This is a genomic window from Desulfosarcina ovata subsp. ovata (assembly GCF_009689005.1).
In the GTDB taxonomy this organism is placed as follows: Bacteria; Desulfobacterota; Desulfobacteria; order Desulfobacterales; family Desulfosarcinaceae; genus Desulfosarcina; species Desulfosarcina ovata.
On record NZ_AP021879.1, the window covers coordinates 5,780,805 to 5,794,529 of the forward strand.

Annotated in this window: 14 protein-coding genes and 1 tRNA gene; 12 read left to right on the forward strand and 3 right to left on the reverse strand. The window is 55.6% G+C overall.

Features of this window, described 5'->3' with window-relative positions:
• The first annotated feature begins 155 nt into the window (after positions 1-155).
• Entirely contained in the window at positions 156-1,823 is a 1,668-nt protein-coding gene (locus tag GN112_RS25275) for a Na/Pi cotransporter family protein (protein ID WP_155312722.1), read from the forward strand.
• Between the two features lie 48 nt (positions 1,824-1,871).
• Here GN112_RS25275 and GN112_RS25280 read toward each other — a convergent pair whose 3' ends face one another.
• From GN112_RS25280 to GN112_RS25290, 3 genes are read right to left on the reverse strand one after another with little or no spacing between them, the layout of a single operon-like run.
• Complete coding sequence (locus GN112_RS25280; protein ID WP_155312723.1) at positions 1,872-2,648, reverse strand: YkgJ family cysteine cluster protein; 777 nt, start codon at positions 2,646-2,648, stop codon at positions 1,872-1,874.
• Positions 2,635-3,267: a hypothetical protein gene (locus tag GN112_RS25285; RefSeq protein ID WP_231717138.1), complete on the reverse strand. Its 633-nt coding sequence runs from the start codon at positions 3,265-3,267 to the stop codon at positions 2,635-2,637. Before GN112_RS25285 ends, GN112_RS25280 begins: the two co-directional genes overlap by 14 nt.
• 17 nt (positions 3,268-3,284) lie before the next feature.
• Positions 3,285-4,340: a deoxyguanosinetriphosphate triphosphohydrolase gene (locus GN112_RS25290; protein WP_155312724.1), complete on the reverse strand. Its 1,056-nt coding sequence runs from the start codon at positions 4,338-4,340 to the stop codon at positions 3,285-3,287.
• A gap of 285 nt (positions 4,341-4,625) precedes the next feature.
• Between GN112_RS25290 and GN112_RS25295 the strand changes: the two genes are divergently transcribed.
• From GN112_RS25295 to nusA, 11 genes are all read left to right on the forward strand, one after another.
• Positions 4,626-5,180 (forward strand): type I restriction enzyme HsdR N-terminal domain-containing protein, encoded by a 555-nt coding sequence (locus GN112_RS25295; RefSeq protein ID WP_155312725.1) that lies wholly within the window; start codon positions 4,626-4,628, stop codon positions 5,178-5,180.
• Complete coding sequence (locus GN112_RS25300) at positions 5,177-5,710, forward strand: nucleoside deaminase (protein WP_155312726.1); 534 nt, start codon at positions 5,177-5,179, stop codon at positions 5,708-5,710. The genes GN112_RS25295 and GN112_RS25300 overlap by 4 nt, the downstream gene beginning before the upstream one ends.
• A gap of 201 nt (positions 5,711-5,911) precedes the next feature.
• A complete protein-coding gene (gene infC / locus GN112_RS25305) occupies positions 5,912-6,433 on the forward strand; it encodes a translation initiation factor IF-3 (protein ID WP_155312727.1) in 522 nt (173 codons plus the stop codon).
• A gap of 219 nt (positions 6,434-6,652) precedes the next feature.
• Positions 6,653-6,850, forward strand: a complete 198-nt coding sequence (gene rpmI, locus GN112_RS25310; RefSeq protein ID WP_155312728.1) for a 50S ribosomal protein L35 — start codon at positions 6,653-6,655, stop codon at positions 6,848-6,850.
• 97 nt (positions 6,851-6,947) lie between these two features.
• The gene (gene rplT / locus GN112_RS25315) at positions 6,948-7,298 is read left to right on the forward strand and encodes a 50S ribosomal protein L20 (RefSeq protein ID WP_155312729.1); all 351 of its coding nucleotides are present in this window, start codon (positions 6,948-6,950) and stop codon (positions 7,296-7,298) included.
• A 148-nt stretch (positions 7,299-7,446) separates the two neighbouring features.
• Entirely contained in the window at positions 7,447-8,454 is a 1,008-nt protein-coding gene (pheS, locus tag GN112_RS25320) for a phenylalanine--tRNA ligase subunit alpha (RefSeq protein WP_155312730.1), read from the forward strand.
• A gap of 63 nt (positions 8,455-8,517) precedes the next feature.
• Complete coding sequence (gene pheT, locus GN112_RS25325) at positions 8,518-10,932, forward strand: phenylalanine--tRNA ligase subunit beta (protein WP_155312731.1); 2,415 nt, start codon at positions 8,518-8,520, stop codon at positions 10,930-10,932.
• A 14-nt stretch (positions 10,933-10,946) separates the two neighbouring features.
• On the forward strand, positions 10,947-11,315 hold the full coding sequence (locus tag GN112_RS25330; RefSeq protein WP_155312732.1) for a MerR family transcriptional regulator: 369 nt from the start codon (positions 10,947-10,949) through the stop codon (positions 11,313-11,315).
• Between the two features lie 155 nt (positions 11,316-11,470).
• Positions 11,471-11,546, forward strand: a tRNA-Gly gene (locus GN112_RS25335).
• A gap of 161 nt (positions 11,547-11,707) precedes the next feature.
• A complete protein-coding gene (locus tag GN112_RS25340) occupies positions 11,708-12,256 on the forward strand; it encodes a ribosome maturation factor RimP (RefSeq protein ID WP_155312733.1) in 549 nt (182 codons plus the stop codon).
• Positions 12,256-13,680 carry a transcription termination factor NusA gene (gene nusA / locus GN112_RS25345; RefSeq protein ID WP_155312734.1) on the forward strand — a complete coding sequence of 475 codons (1,425 nt, stop codon included), beginning with the start codon at positions 12,256-12,258 and terminating at the stop codon, positions 13,678-13,680. Before GN112_RS25340 ends, nusA begins: the two co-directional genes overlap by 1 nt.
• The last annotated feature ends 45 nt before the right edge of the window (positions 13,681-13,725 follow it).

The following is a 13,725-nucleotide window of genomic DNA, read 5'->3' on the forward strand; positions in this document are numbered from 1 at the left end:
GGGCTTGACTTCTGATCGGCATATGGTAAGAACAAGCCAACTTTTTCAATAGTGTGAATTAACCAGCTGAAACTAAAAGATATATACTTTATTCGCAAATAACCGGGGTGTCGGGTGGCCGTCCTATTGGTGGCCTGCGCGGAATGGAGCGGTAAATGACGGGTGTGTTGATTACGACCCTCGGCGGGTTGGGCATGTTTATCCTCGGGATGAAAATGATGACCGAGGGACTTCAGATGTCCGCCGGCAAACGGATCAAGGCGATATTGAGCGCCGTATCTTCGAACCGGGTGCTGGGTTGCCTGACCGGCACCGTGGTGACGGCAATGGTACAATCTTCATCCGCCGCCACGGTGATGCTCATCGGATTCGTCACCGCCGGGCTGATGACCCTGCAACAGGCCGTGGGCATGATTCTGGGGGCCAACATCGGCACCACGGTCACGGCCCAGCTGATCGCCTTTAAATTGAGCGCCCTGGCATTGCCGGCCGTCGCAACCGGTGTGGTGCTCAAATATTTTACCCAGCAGAAAAAAACGCGTTACATTGGTGATGTTGTTCTGGGGTTCGGCCTGCTGTTTTACGGCATGACCATTATGAAACATGGGCTTGCCCCGATTAAAAGCGATCCCAACTTCCTGGCGTTTTTTACCAAATTCGATCCCAGCTCCATGGAGGGGCTGCTGTTGTGCGTTGTTGTCGGCGCCGGGCTGACGATCATGGTACAGTCTTCTTCGGCAACCATCGGCCTTACCATGACGCTTGCCAGCCAGGGCTTGCTCGCCTTTCCCGGTGCCATGGCGCTGGTGCTGGGCGAAAATATCGGAACCACGATTACCGCCGAGCTGGCCACGATTGGTTCCAACAATATCAATGCCCACCGTGCGGCACGGGCGCACACCATGTTCAACGTGATCGGGGTGACCCTCATGCTGTGTGTCTTCCCCATGTTCGTTAAACTGGTGGAGGCCGTGACCCTCTCCCTCGGTGCCGGTCCCGTGGACCAGGTTGTGGGTGACGATCTGGTCAACGTTGGCCGGTATATCGCCAATGGTCACACCCTGTTCAATGTAATCAATGCGTCGTTTTTTTTGCTGGTGCTGCCCTGGCTGATCAAAGTTGCGATTCTGCTCTCTCCCAAAGAGGAGGAGGAGATCGACTACTATCGTCTGCCCAACTTCGGCGACCGGCTGATCGATACGCCCATTGCCGCCATTGTCGAGTCCCGCAGCGAGATTCTGCGCATGGCCGAGACGGCCAACTACACCTTCCGCAAAACCGTTAAACGGTTACAGGACCGGGATTATAAGAAGCTGGCCAAGTGGCGCAAGGTAGAGAACCATCTTGACGACATGCAACGGGAGATCCTGGCCTACCTGATCCGGATCTATCAGAGTGATGTGAGCGAATCCGAGGCCAAAGAAGTTTCCAGCCTGATGCGAATGACCAACAATATTGAACGGATCGGTGATTCGGTGGAGAACATTGCCCAGTCGATCGAGGACATGATCGAAGGCAACCTCACTTTTACCGAGCGGGCCATGATCGACCTGGAATCACTGGTGGAGAAAGTCCTGGCGTTTATGGAACTGCTCACATCGGCCATGCATCAGCGCCCGGCCGACTTCATGAAACAGGCGGACAAACTGGAAAACGCCATTGACGCCATGCGGGAAAAATTCCGCGATGAACACATCCAGCGCTTGCGTTCCTGCGAATGCGGTATCGATCAAGGATTGGTCTATGTCAGCCTGCTGACCAATCTGGAGAAGATCGGTGACTATTGCTTCAATATCGCCGAAGCGGTGGCCGGAAAAAAATAAATTCGGATGTTGCACCATTGGGTCAAATCCATGCTTGCTGCTGGCGGGTCAGATGCGGATATTGGGTGAGGCAATTCCCCAGACGAAATAGCGAATCCATTCAAAACCGAAAAGCATCAATTCGCGGTCGTTGATGCGCCACTTTTTCGCCAGATTTTTTTTTATCCGATAGCGCTTCAAAAAACTGCTCTGGAACACAAACTCCCGGAATCGATCAATATTATATGCCGCCATGAAGGCCATTTTGCCTTTGGAGCTGTTCATACCGGCGCTACCCCAGGGATTCTTCTGAAAAAGGGATTTGATTTCGGCCCATTGTGCCGTCATCTGGTTGTAGGTGGCCGCGTCTTGGTCATCGGCCCACCCGCGGAGGGTCCAGGTCTGGTTTTCGTGTTGTCCCTGACAAAAATCCGGAGGACGGAAGAAGCTGACCCTTTCCGATTGACCCTGTCCCCTGAACAAGATGCCATGTTCGACCGGAAAAGTCCGGCAGGTATCGGGGCGGTCCGGGTACACCGTGCAGCCCGCCGAACTCAGAAAAGGGCAGGTCCGGGTTTCGTTGTCCGCCATGCGCAGCAGGACGTCGGGAAAATGGTTGCCCTCGCGCAGAATCACATCCACGTGGGTTTCAAGAAACTGGTCGGCGTCTAGGCCGAGTGCCTTTTTTAAACGCACCACATCATACGGATAAAGGAACAGGTTCAGATTGCGGCAGCACCGGTTAAAGCAGCTCAAATCCTTGTGACAGCGAAATCGGAACGTGTCGGTCGGCTTGAGCCGGGTGCCCGGCAGCTTTTCTATGGTTTCGGGATCAATGGATTTCATATCGGGTGTCCGTGAAGGATTCCAGCATTTCGGCGATGGTGAGCCGGATTTTATCGGTATATTGCACCTGGTTGCGTAACGTTTTTTCCAGAATTGCCATTTTTCGGTAAAATGGCGTGCGGTCGAAGGGAATATAGTCGGTCCTGCCCTGGTTGCGGCACTGTTCAAAAAACGCATCACACCCCGGGCTGCGGGCGACCCGGCCGCCGGGGGGGTGCAACTCATGGGGAATGCCGTGAAGTCGGCAGATCATGGGCCGGTAGGCGTAGAGCCGGCATCGACCGTCCTCGTTGAGCGGGCACATGATACGCAGCGACCGGCCTTCGCGGTCGGCCCTGGCCAGCCGGCGGTTGACCGTCCGGGCTTGTTCTCCAACTGCCATGCGTGCGTCGATGGAAAGCGTACGGACCCCTTCCAGCAGGTAGAGCCGTTCCAGCAGGGTGTGGTGGTAAAAGCGGGTCAGACAGCAGTTGTCCTTACAGCCGTTGCATTTGAACCCATACCGGGTGGCAACGGCGTCGTAAGCCCGGTCCATCTCCTGAAACAGGTTTTGCAGTTCATCCAGCAGCGGCAGATAATGTTCTCGCAGGGGGGAAAAACGGTCGGGGGACAGTTGCATGATTCTTGAATCGGACCTCAGACGGTGGGTGACGGAAAAAAATTTTTCCGGTAAAGGTCAAGGGCATAGCGGTCGGTGATGCTGGCGATAAAATCGCACACCACCTGCTCGCGGGGCTCGCCGTTGTCCAGGCAGCCGTCAATGCCCATACGGGACAGTTCGGCTTCGAGAGCCGCCGGGTTGTCTATCAGATACCCGTAAAGTTCGGCAAGAATTTTCTTGGCCTTGATAAACTCCCGGTGGACCCGGTGACTGCGGTAAACATTCTGGTAGAGAAAAGCGCGCAGCGTGGTCATGGCATTGAAAACCTCTTCACTCATGTCCAGTCGCAGCTCGCCGTTTTCCGCCCGGCTGGAAAAGACCAGGTCTCGGATCATGGTGGTGGCCCGCTCCTGGTGGGTACGGCCGATCACCCGGATGCAGACCTCGGGCACCTGTGACTCATGGATGACGCCGCTGCGAATGGCATCGTCCAGATCATGGTTCAGGTAGGCCATGATGTCGGAAACGCGAACGACGCGCCCCTCGTTGGTGAAGGCCAGTTCGTCGGGATTGTCGGGAAGGATTTTGCCGTATCCTTTGGAGTGTTTGACGATGCCGTCACGCACTTCGTGGGTCAGGTTCAACCCCCTGCCGTTGTTTTCGATCACATCAACCACCCGAAGGCTTTGACGGTGGTGGGAAAACGCCGGTGAATGAATTTCCTGCAGAACCGTTTCTCCGCCATGGCCGAAGGGGGTATGCCCCAGGTCGTGGCCCAGGGCGATGGCTTCGGTCAGATCTTCATTGAGAAACATGGCCCGGGCAATGGTCCGCGCGATCTGGGCGACCTCCAGGGTATGGGTCAGCCGGGTGCGGTACTCGTCGCCCAGGGGATTGAGGAAAACCTGGGTCTTATGCTTCAGACGTCGGAATGCATTGGAGTAGACGATCCGGTCGCGATCCACCTGGAATACGGTGCGAATGGGGCAGGGGGCTTCCACCCGTTTGCGGCCACGGCTCTGGGCACTCAGGCAGCCGAACGGGGACATGAAATTCTGTTCGCGTTTTTCGAACTGCTCGCGGAGATTCATGGCGTTCCGGTTGTGATTTTTCAATCCGTGCATTATTATAAATGCAACATTTATTCACAGACCAAAAGCTTTGTAAAGGGCTATAGCGTTTAAGATAATGTTTTTGGCAAGGCCAGAGGGAGGAAGCCGTATTGCAATACTGCGACGACCGATAACGCAGCCCAAAAACATTCTCTTGAATGCTATATATGAGTGCCGGGCTGGAATCACCCGGGGCGTGGCGACGCGGATCGGACGGGTAAAAACAGCGTTTTATTGGCTGCCGGCAGGCCGGAAGGTGAAACTATGGGTGGACATCATTTAATATTGGGGACCCTGCGGGATTTCATCACCGATGACGTGGTGGACGATACGCATGATGAGCGCTACCGTCAGAAAATCGCCCGTTTTCTGGTTTCCGAGAAAGGATATCGGAAGGCGGAGATCCATCCGCACCACCCGCTTGTGGTCGCGGCGGGCGATCGCCGGGGGCGCCTGTGGGTCGACTATACGGTAACGGTTGACGATCGGGCCTTAATGGTGATTAAATACGCGCCTGGGTCGCTGGTGACCCGTCACCGGTCCACGCTGGCCATTTCGCGCCTGGTTGCATCCTATCAGATTCCCGTGGTTGTCGTGACCAATGGGGAGGATGCCGATATCCTCGACGGTGAGCAGGGCCGGATGGTTGCCTCCGGGTTTGATCGGATTCCCTCTCGGGCGGAATTGCTTGATCGACTGGAAATGACGGTCTTTTCACCCATTTCGACAAAACGGGCGGAAATGGAGGCCAGAATTGTTTATGCCTTTGAAATCGATGGCGGTTGTCCCTGTGACGATACCGCATGCAGGATCGCATGAAATCGGAAGTGGGGGGAGAAAAAGATACCCAATTCATGTCGGCGGCGCTTGAAATGGCCGAAGTGGCCTTGGCGCAGGGTGATTTCCCCGTGGGATGTGTGGTCGCGGGTGGTTCGGTGATCGTTGCCCGGGCTAGGCGAACGGGAACGGCGGATGGACCGACCAATGAAATCGATCATGCCGAAATTAACACCCTCAGAAGCCTTTACGCCGACGCGCCTGACGTCGACCGCACCCAACTGACCCTCTATTGTACGATGGAGCCCTGCTTGATGTGTTTCGCGGCGATTTTGCTCAGCGGCATCGGTCGGGTCGTCTACGCCTACGAAGATGTCATGGGGGGGGGGACGGGATGCGACCGATCCGGTTTGCCGCCCCTGTATCGCGATGCACAAATAACGGTGATCTCCGGGGTGATGAGAAACGAGAGCCTGGTGCTTTTTCAGCGGTTTTTCGCCGGTTCGGGAAATGCGTACTGGGCGGACAGCCTGCTGAGTCGCTACACATTGGATCAGGCGGTGGCGCCGTAAACGGATTTTGTGCGGTTTCCCATTTTATTCTTGCATTTATAAAAATCGTCATATATTGAAATAAAGTTTAGTATTGGATCCCTGTTCGGTTGTCGAACAGGTAACGGATTTTTTCCGATCTGCCGGCGGTCCGCAGAATCGAGACAGTAAACATACAGGGCTTCAGGAGGTGAAAGCATAGCTGGTCCCAGACATACACAAATGAACAGGACTCGCCCCGATACCACGCGAATCAATCAGGGTATCCGAGTCAGAGAAGTTCGTCTGATTGATCCGGAAGGCAACCAGGTGGGAGTCCTTCCAATTCATCAGGCGCTGGCCAAAGCTAATGATTATGGTTTGGATCTCGTCGAAATTTCGCCGACGGCGAAACCGCCGGTATGCAAGATTATGGATTACGGGCGGTTCAAGTACGAGCAGACCAAAAAGCAGCAAGAGGCCAAGAAAAAGCAGACCACTTTTCAGATCAAGGAGATCAAGGTCCGGCCGAAGACAGGCGACCATGATCTTGGGACGAAAATGGGGCATATCCGTAAATTCCTTGATCGGAAGGACAAAGTCAAGGTCACTGTGATGTTTCGGGGGCGTGAAATTACGCTTTCAGATCGCGGCAGAGCGTTGTTGCAGCACATTGCGACGGAACTGGAAGACATTGCCGTTGTAGAGCAATATCCCAAGTTCGAGGGGCGAACCATGATGATGGTACTGGCGCCCAAAACCTAACGGAGAAACATGCCGGCCTGCCTGGGAATGCCGGACGGGCCCTACTTATTCGAGCGATCATTTTTAACCTGCTGGCGTGAACGCATGTTTCCGTTCACGCCATCGGTTTTTGAAAACCGGCCTATGCCGTGATGACCGACACCGTTCCGGTTGCCAGTTGCCGCTTTGATGCGAAAGATTTGTAGAAAATATAAATAAATTTGTTCAAGGAGAGGAACCATGCCAAAAATCAAAACCAACCGGGCGGCTGCCAAACGGTTTAAAAAAACCGGTTCCGGTGGATACTCGTTTTCCAAGTCCCATCACAGTCACATCCTGACCAGCAAGACACGGAAACGGAAACGCTCCCTGAAAAAAGCCCAGATGATTAAAAAGAGCGATATGCGCGAAGTCAGGCTGCTGTTGCCCAACGGGTAAAGGGCGGTAAACCAGTTATTTCACGGCAGGTGTACCCGTTGGCGGCATTGTACCCGCTGCCGTCGGTATGCCCATTTGCCGGCAAGGAGATGAGATCATGCGAATTAAACGAGGATTCAAGGCGAGAAGACGTCGTCAGAAAGTGTTGAAACTGGCCAAGGGGTTTCGTGGCGGCCACAGCAAACTGTTCCGCACGGCGGCCGATACGGTGGATCGGGCCCTCAATTATGCCTACCGGGATCGCAAACAGCGCAAACGCCAGTTCCGCCGCCTGTGGATTGCCCGAATCAACGCCGCGGCCCGGATGAACGACCTTTCCTACAGCCGATTTATCTCGGGGCTGAAAAAGGCGGATGTCGACCTTGACCGGAAGGTGCTTGCCGAGCTTGCCATATCCGATCCCGCTGGCTTTTCCCAGATTGCCGCCCTTGCGGCACAGCAGGCTTAAGTCGGGTCGCCCTGTCGCGGCGAGTGCCGCCTTTGGGTACCCTCCGCTGCCTTCCTCTTTATTTCAACTTTAAAAACACGGCCTCTTCCGTTCCGCTCGGCTGGAACGGAAGAGGTGTGACAATCCAGAAAGCTGCAGAGCAACGATCGTGGAAAATACCTTAGAACGGATTCATGCCGATGCCATGGCGGCGCTGGTATCGGCAGCCGATGCGGATGTGATAAATGATCTTTCAATTCAGTATCTTGGACGGAAAGGTCACATTACCCAGTTTTTAAGAAAGATCTCCACACTTCCCGTCGAAGAGCGCCCCCAGGCCGGTAAAAAGGCCAACGAGATCAAACGCCTTCTCGAAACCGAGTTTAAAAATGCATTGGATCGGCTGGCCAATGCGGGCCAGACGGTAACTGATCGCATTGATGTTTCGTTGCCGGGACGGGTCCCGGAAAAAGGCTCCCTTCACCCCATTACTCAGATAACCAATCGTATTTGCAGTATTTTTTCGCAGATGGGGTTCGATGTGGTCGAAGGCCCGGAAGTGGAGACCGACTACTACAACTTTGAAGCGCTTAATATTCCGAAAAATCATCCGGCCAGGGATATGCAGGATACCTTTTACGTATCGGACAGCGTGGTCTTGCGCACCCATACCTCGCCGACACAGCCCCGGGTGATGGAAAAAAGGGAGCCGCCGGTGCGCATCATCGCTCCCGGCAAAGTGTATCGTTGCGATTCCGACCTGACCCATACGCCCATGTTTCATCAGGTGGAAGGGCTTCTGGTGGACCGGAAGATCTCTTTTGCCGATCTCAAAGGGACGCTGACCGCGTTTGTGCATCAGATGTTCGATGATCAGACCACTTTGCGCTTTCGCCCCAGTTTTTTTCCCTTTACCGAACCCAGCGCCGAAGTGGATATTCGTTGTGTCATCTGCCGGGGAAAGGGGTGCCGCGTCTGCTCCCGGACTGGCTGGCTGGAGGTGCTGGGATCGGGGATGGTCCATCCGGCAGTGTTCGAGAATGTCGGCTATGATACCCGTCGCTATACCGGTTTTGCGTTCGGTATGGGCGTTGAGCGGATTGCCATGCTCAAATACGGCATCGATGACATTCGGCGCTATTTTGACAATGACTACCGGTTTTTGAGTCAGTTTTGATGGGCTCGTGAAAAAATTTATTTCAGACGGAACCGTCAATTTTAACGGAGTGCTCCTGGATCAATGAAAGTAAGCATAAGCTGGTTAAAAGAGTATGTGCCCATCGATATGGCGGTCGCCGATCTTGCCGACGCGCTGACCATGGCCGGGCTGGAAATAGAAGCGGTGGAAGATCCTTATGCCCACCTGGATACGGTGGTGGTCGGACGGGTGACCACGGTGTCGGCCCACCCCAATGCCGACCGGCTGAAACTTTGCCAGGTGGATGCCGGGGATCGCAGCGTCAGGGTCGTCTGCGGTGCGCCCAATGTGGCCGAGGGGTTAACCGTGCCCCTGGCCCAAGTGGGCACCTGCCTGCCCAATGGTGCCAAACTGGAAAAGACCGTCATCCGGGGGGAAGCCTCCGAAGGGATGCTGTGCAGTGAAATCGAACTGGAACTGGGCCTGGACGCTTCCGGCCTGATGGTGCTGGATGAGGCGTTGGTACCGGGGCAGCCGTTGAAGCAGGCGCTCCATCTTGATGATACGGTGTTTGAAATCGGACTGACCCCCAACCGCCCCGATTGCCTCAGCATGATGGGGGTTGCCCGGGAGATCGCCGCCATCCAGGGGGTTAAGATGACGCCGCCGATGGTCGCACTTCCCGATGCCCAAGGCGATATCGATGCGCTGACATCGGTGACCATCGATGCGCCTGACCATTGTCCCCGCTATGCGGCCCGGCTGATTGAAACGGTCGCCGTGGCCCCCTCTCCATACTGGCTGCAAAATCGCCTGCGCGCGGTGGGGGTCAGACCCATCAACAACCTTGTTGACATCACCAATTTTGTGATGCTGGAAACCGGTCAGCCCTTGCACGCGTTTGATTTTGATCACCTGGCCGGTCATCGTATTGTTGTGCGCACGGCTGCCAACGGGGAGACCTTCACCACCCTGGACGAAAAGGCGCGCCAGCTGTCCGATCAGATGCTGATGATTTGTGATGGTGAGAAACCGGTTGCCGTGGGCGGGGTCATGGGCGGCCTGAATTCCGAAATTGAGGATACTACCACGCGCGTGCTCATCGAGAGTGCCTGTTTCGATCCGATCAGTATCCGCAAGACCGCGAAAACCCTCGGGCTGAATACTGACGCGTCCCACCGCTTCGAGCGGGGGGTGGATCCGGACGGAACCTTGTTTGCTCTCGACCGGGCCGCCCAATTGATGGCCGAACTTGGCCGGGGTCAGTTGGTGGGTGGCACGATCGATGCGGATTTCAGGACTCAGACACCACCTGTGATCGACTTGAGTGTGGCGGCCACCAACGCCCTTCTGGGAACGGAGATTGACCGGGACCACATGGTTGGCATGCTGGAAAATATCGACTTCACGGTTCAGGTCCAAGGGGAGAACATTCTGCGGGTCGCGGTGCCCTCGTTCCGCGTGGATGTGGCCCGGCCGCAGGACCTCATGGAGGAAGTCGCCCGGCTTTCCGGCTACAATCAAATTCCCACGACGTTTCCAACGCTTCCATCCGAGGGCATCATCCCTTCACCCATGATGGTTGTGCGCAACCAGGTCAAAACGATTCTGTGCGGGTTCGGTTTTTCGGAAGCCATCAACTACAGCTTCATCAGTGCTCAGTCCTGCGACCGGATCCGGCTGGATACGGACGATCCGTTGCGCCAGCATGTGGCCCTGCTCAATCCGATTTCGGAAGAGCAGGCGGTGATGCGCACCAGCCTGGTGCCGGGCATGCTCGAAGCCGCCCAGCGCAATATCTCCCGGCAGCAAAACAATTTGCGCCTGTTTGAAATTGGAAAGGCATTTCTCCCACAGCCGGATGATTTGTTGCCGCTGGAAAAGGAGATGCTGGTGGGGCTCTGGAGCGGTTCTGCTGCCTGGGCCAACTGGCACACACCCGAAAGGGCCTGTGATTTTTACGACACCAAGGGGGTTGTCGAAGGGCTGGCCGTGGCCCTGGGGATCAGCGGATTGACCTATACGGCACTGCCGGACGCGAACTGCCGCTATACGCAAGCGGGCCACACGGCGCAGATCCTGTCCGATGGCGTGCCGATCGGCCTTATCGGCGAGGTGGATGCCGCGGTGATCGGCAATTACAATCTCAGGCAGGCGGCATTCATTTTCGAATTGGATATGGAAAAACTGGCCGGGATGATTCCCGATGCCATACAGATGACAGCAATCCCCCGCTTTCCATCCACGGCCAGGGATATTACCGTGATCGTCGATCAGGATGTCGAATCCGGTCGTTTGCTGGAGACGGTGAACCGGTTCGGCGAATCGCTGGTGGAAAACCTCTACCTGTTCGATGTGTTTGCCGGAGATCCCATCCCGGAGGGAAAAAAGAGTGTCTCTTTCCGGGTTGTCTACCGGTCGGCCGAACGCACCCTGGAAGACGATACGGTCAACGAGATTCATCGCCACCTGACCCAACGCCTGATCACCGAGTTTGGTGCCGCGTTGCCGGCCTAAAAAGGCGGATACCGATGACAGCAGACCGCTCCGGCGAAGCTGCCGTGCCAGACAAATTTTATTTTAAAATTGGTGAGGTCAGTGATATCGCCGGAGTCCCGTCCTACGTGCTGCGATTCTGGGAGACGGAATTCAAACAGATCAAGCCCAAGCGTACCGAAGCGGGACAGCGTCTCTATCGACGCCAGGATGTGGTCCTGATCCTGAAGATTAAACAGCTGCTTTACGAAAAAAAGTTTACCATAGAAGGGGCCAGACAGCATTTGCGGCAACGATCCGGCCGGGCGGTTGAACCGGACCCACCGGGCACGCCCCCCGATCTTACCGATATTCGTGATGAACTGATTCGTATTCGGGATATGATCGACGCCCACCGCCGGTGATCCCCGGGAGGGCGACGGGAAAGACGCTTGGCGTGGCTGTCTGGTGAATGCGCCCGGTGGGGGGCGATCGGCAGGAAGTTGCTGCGCCCGGACAACGCCGGATAGAAAAATATTGACAGCGAGGCAGTTTTGCCTTAATTAATATACTTTGGTGAGCGGGCATAGCTCAGTTGGTAGAGTACAAGCTTCCCAAGCTTGGTGTCGCGAGTTCGAATCTCGTTGCCCGCTCCATTTCAAGTCCGGTTTCGTCTGTTCCGGTAGCGGTTACTGGAATAAGGGCGGGTTTCTCGTCCGACGTGGTTATATGGACTGGTAGATGACGGTATCCATAATCGGTTTGAAAATGGAAACGGGCGCCTCGCCCGTTTTTGTTTTTTTGATTCGGTGAGAAAATGGCCAAACGCGCCAGGAAGCCAAAAGATAAAGCCGGGGCAGTGGCCAAGCCCCACCTGTCAGAGGCGGAACGCCTGAAACGACAGCGTGTTTTTGTGGAATCGATTACCCGTCTGGCTGAGCCGCTGTGCCGTGCCGAGGGAATTGAGCTGGTGCACGTCGAGTACCAGCGTGAACCCGGTGGGTTGACGCTCCGGATCTACCTGGATCGGCCCGGCGGGGTGACCCTTGACGACTGTGTCGAGATGAGCCGACAGCTGGAAGATATTTTGGATGTTCATGCAGGGGATTTGCCCCCCTACCGGCTGGAGGTCTCCTCGCCGGGTATCGACCGGCCGGTGGGGAGACTGGCGGACTTTACCCGGTTTAAGGGGCATCGGGCTAAAATAAGGGTTGTTGCGGCTATCGACGGCCGCAAAAATTTTACCGGCATTCTTGCCGGCGTCGTCGATACAACAGTCCTGTTGCAGGTGGGTAACGAGACGGTCAGTCTGGAATTTAATGATATTACGCGGGCACGACTGATCAATTATAACGGAGAACACTGATGTTTATAGCAGATATCAAACGTGTGGTCGAGCAGGTAAGCCGGGACAAGGGCATTGATGTGGAAATATTAATCCGCGCCCTGGAAGAGGCGTTGCGTTCCGCTGCCCGGAAGAAATTCGGCAGCAAAGTCGACATCGAAGCGCAGTACAGTCCTGACACGGGTGAGATCGAAGTCTTCCAGTTCAAAGAAGTTGTCGAGGAAGTGACCGAGCCGGACCTGCAGATCGGCATCGAGGAAGGACGCAATCTCGATCCCGATTGCGAGGTCGGTGACAGCCTCGGTACCAAGATGGACACGTCCTCTTTCGGCCGCATCGCCGCGCAATCTGCTAAACAGGTGATTATCCAGAAGATGAAGGATGCCGAGCGGGACGCCGTGTACTCCAGCTATATCGACCGAAAAGGGGAAGTGATCAACGGTATCGTCCAGCGGGTCGACCGCGGCAACATTATCGTCAACCTGGGATCCACGGAAGCCATCCTGCCCACCCGCGAGCAGATTCCCCGCGAAAACTATCGTCGGGGTGACCGTATTCGGGCGCTGATTCTCGATGTTCTTTACGATACACGAGGACCGCAAATTGTTCTCTCGCGAACCCATCCGGATTTGTTGATCAACCTTTTCAAAACCGAGGTGCCTGAAATCAGTGAAGGCATCGTGGAGGTAAAAGGCGCGGCGCGGGAGCCGGGAAGCCGGGCCAAGTTCGCGGTTTCCTCCAATGATTCGGATATTGATCCGGTGGGTGCCTGCGTCGGCATGAAAGGCAGCCGGGTGCAGAATGTCGTTCAGGAACTCCGCGGTGAGAAGATTGACATTATTACCTGGCATGTGGATGCAGCCAAATACGTCTGCAATGCCCTGGCGCCGGCTGAAATTGCACGGGTGATCATTGATGAAGAGAACCGGTCCATGGAGGTGATCGTCCCCGATGAATTCCTTTCCGTGGCCATCGGGAAAAGGGGCCAGAATGTGCGTCTGGCCTCCAGGCTGACCGGTTGGCATCTGGATGTCAATTCCGAATCGCGGTACGATGAGATGATGAAACAAGGCTACGAATCGCTGGTCAATGTGCCCGGTGTCGGCAGTGGCCTGGCGGATGCGTTTGTTGAAAAAGGGATCTATTCCGCCGAAGAACTGGCCGAGTCGACGGTCGATGAATTGACCGACATTCGTGGTATTGGGCAGGAAAAGGCGGCCTTGCTCATCGAAAGTGCCCAGCAGTATTCAGTCGAAGCCGCTCAGCTTGCCGAAGCCCGGAGAATCGAAGCGGCGCAGGCCGCCGAAGCTGCGGCTGAAGCTGAAAAAGCTGACGCGGAAGAGACAGAAGAAGCGGCATCGGAGCCGGAACCGGCGGATGCAGGGGGCGAAGCGACCGATGAAACGGTGGCGCCTGACGCCGAACCCTTGGAAGACGGGCAGTAGCGGATCGGTTCGATGAACACGGCAACAGTGCGAAAAGTGCTTATA

Bases quoted from the DNA above. Each gene is read 5' to 3' on its own strand.
- rpmI (WP_155312728.1), top strand. From the start codon at position 6,653: ATGCCAAAAATCAAAACCAACCGGGCGGCTGCCAAACGGTTTAAAAAA.
- infC (WP_155312727.1), top strand. From the start codon at position 5,912: ATGAACAGGACTCGCCCCGATACCACGCGAATCAATCAGGGTATCCGA.
- GN112_RS25340 (WP_155312733.1), top strand. From the start codon at position 11,708: ATGGCCAAACGCGCCAGGAAGCCAAAAGATAAAGCCGGGGCAGTGGCC.
- nusA (WP_155312734.1), top strand. From the start codon at position 12,256: ATGTTTATAGCAGATATCAAACGTGTGGTCGAGCAGGTAAGCCGGGAC.
- GN112_RS25300 (WP_155312726.1), top strand. From the start codon at position 5,177: ATGAAATCGGAAGTGGGGGGAGAAAAAGATACCCAATTCATGTCGGCG.
- rplT (WP_155312729.1), top strand. From the start codon at position 6,948: ATGCGAATTAAACGAGGATTCAAGGCGAGAAGACGTCGTCAGAAAGTG.
- GN112_RS25280 (WP_155312723.1), bottom strand. From the start codon at position 2,648: ATGAAATCCATTGATCCCGAAACCATAGAAAAGCTGCCGGGCACCCGG.
- GN112_RS25290 (WP_155312724.1), bottom strand. From the start codon at position 4,340: ATGAATCTCCGCGAGCAGTTCGAAAAACGCGAACAGAATTTCATGTCC.
- pheT (WP_155312731.1), top strand. From the start codon at position 8,518: ATGAAAGTAAGCATAAGCTGGTTAAAAGAGTATGTGCCCATCGATATG.
- GN112_RS25330 (WP_155312732.1), top strand. From the start codon at position 10,947: ATGACAGCAGACCGCTCCGGCGAAGCTGCCGTGCCAGACAAATTTTAT.
- GN112_RS25275 (WP_155312722.1), top strand. From the start codon at position 156: ATGACGGGTGTGTTGATTACGACCCTCGGCGGGTTGGGCATGTTTATC.
- GN112_RS25295 (WP_155312725.1), top strand. From the start codon at position 4,626: ATGGGTGGACATCATTTAATATTGGGGACCCTGCGGGATTTCATCACC.
- GN112_RS25285 (WP_231717138.1), bottom strand. From the start codon at position 3,267: ATGCAACTGTCCCCCGACCGTTTTTCCCCCCTGCGAGAACATTATCTG.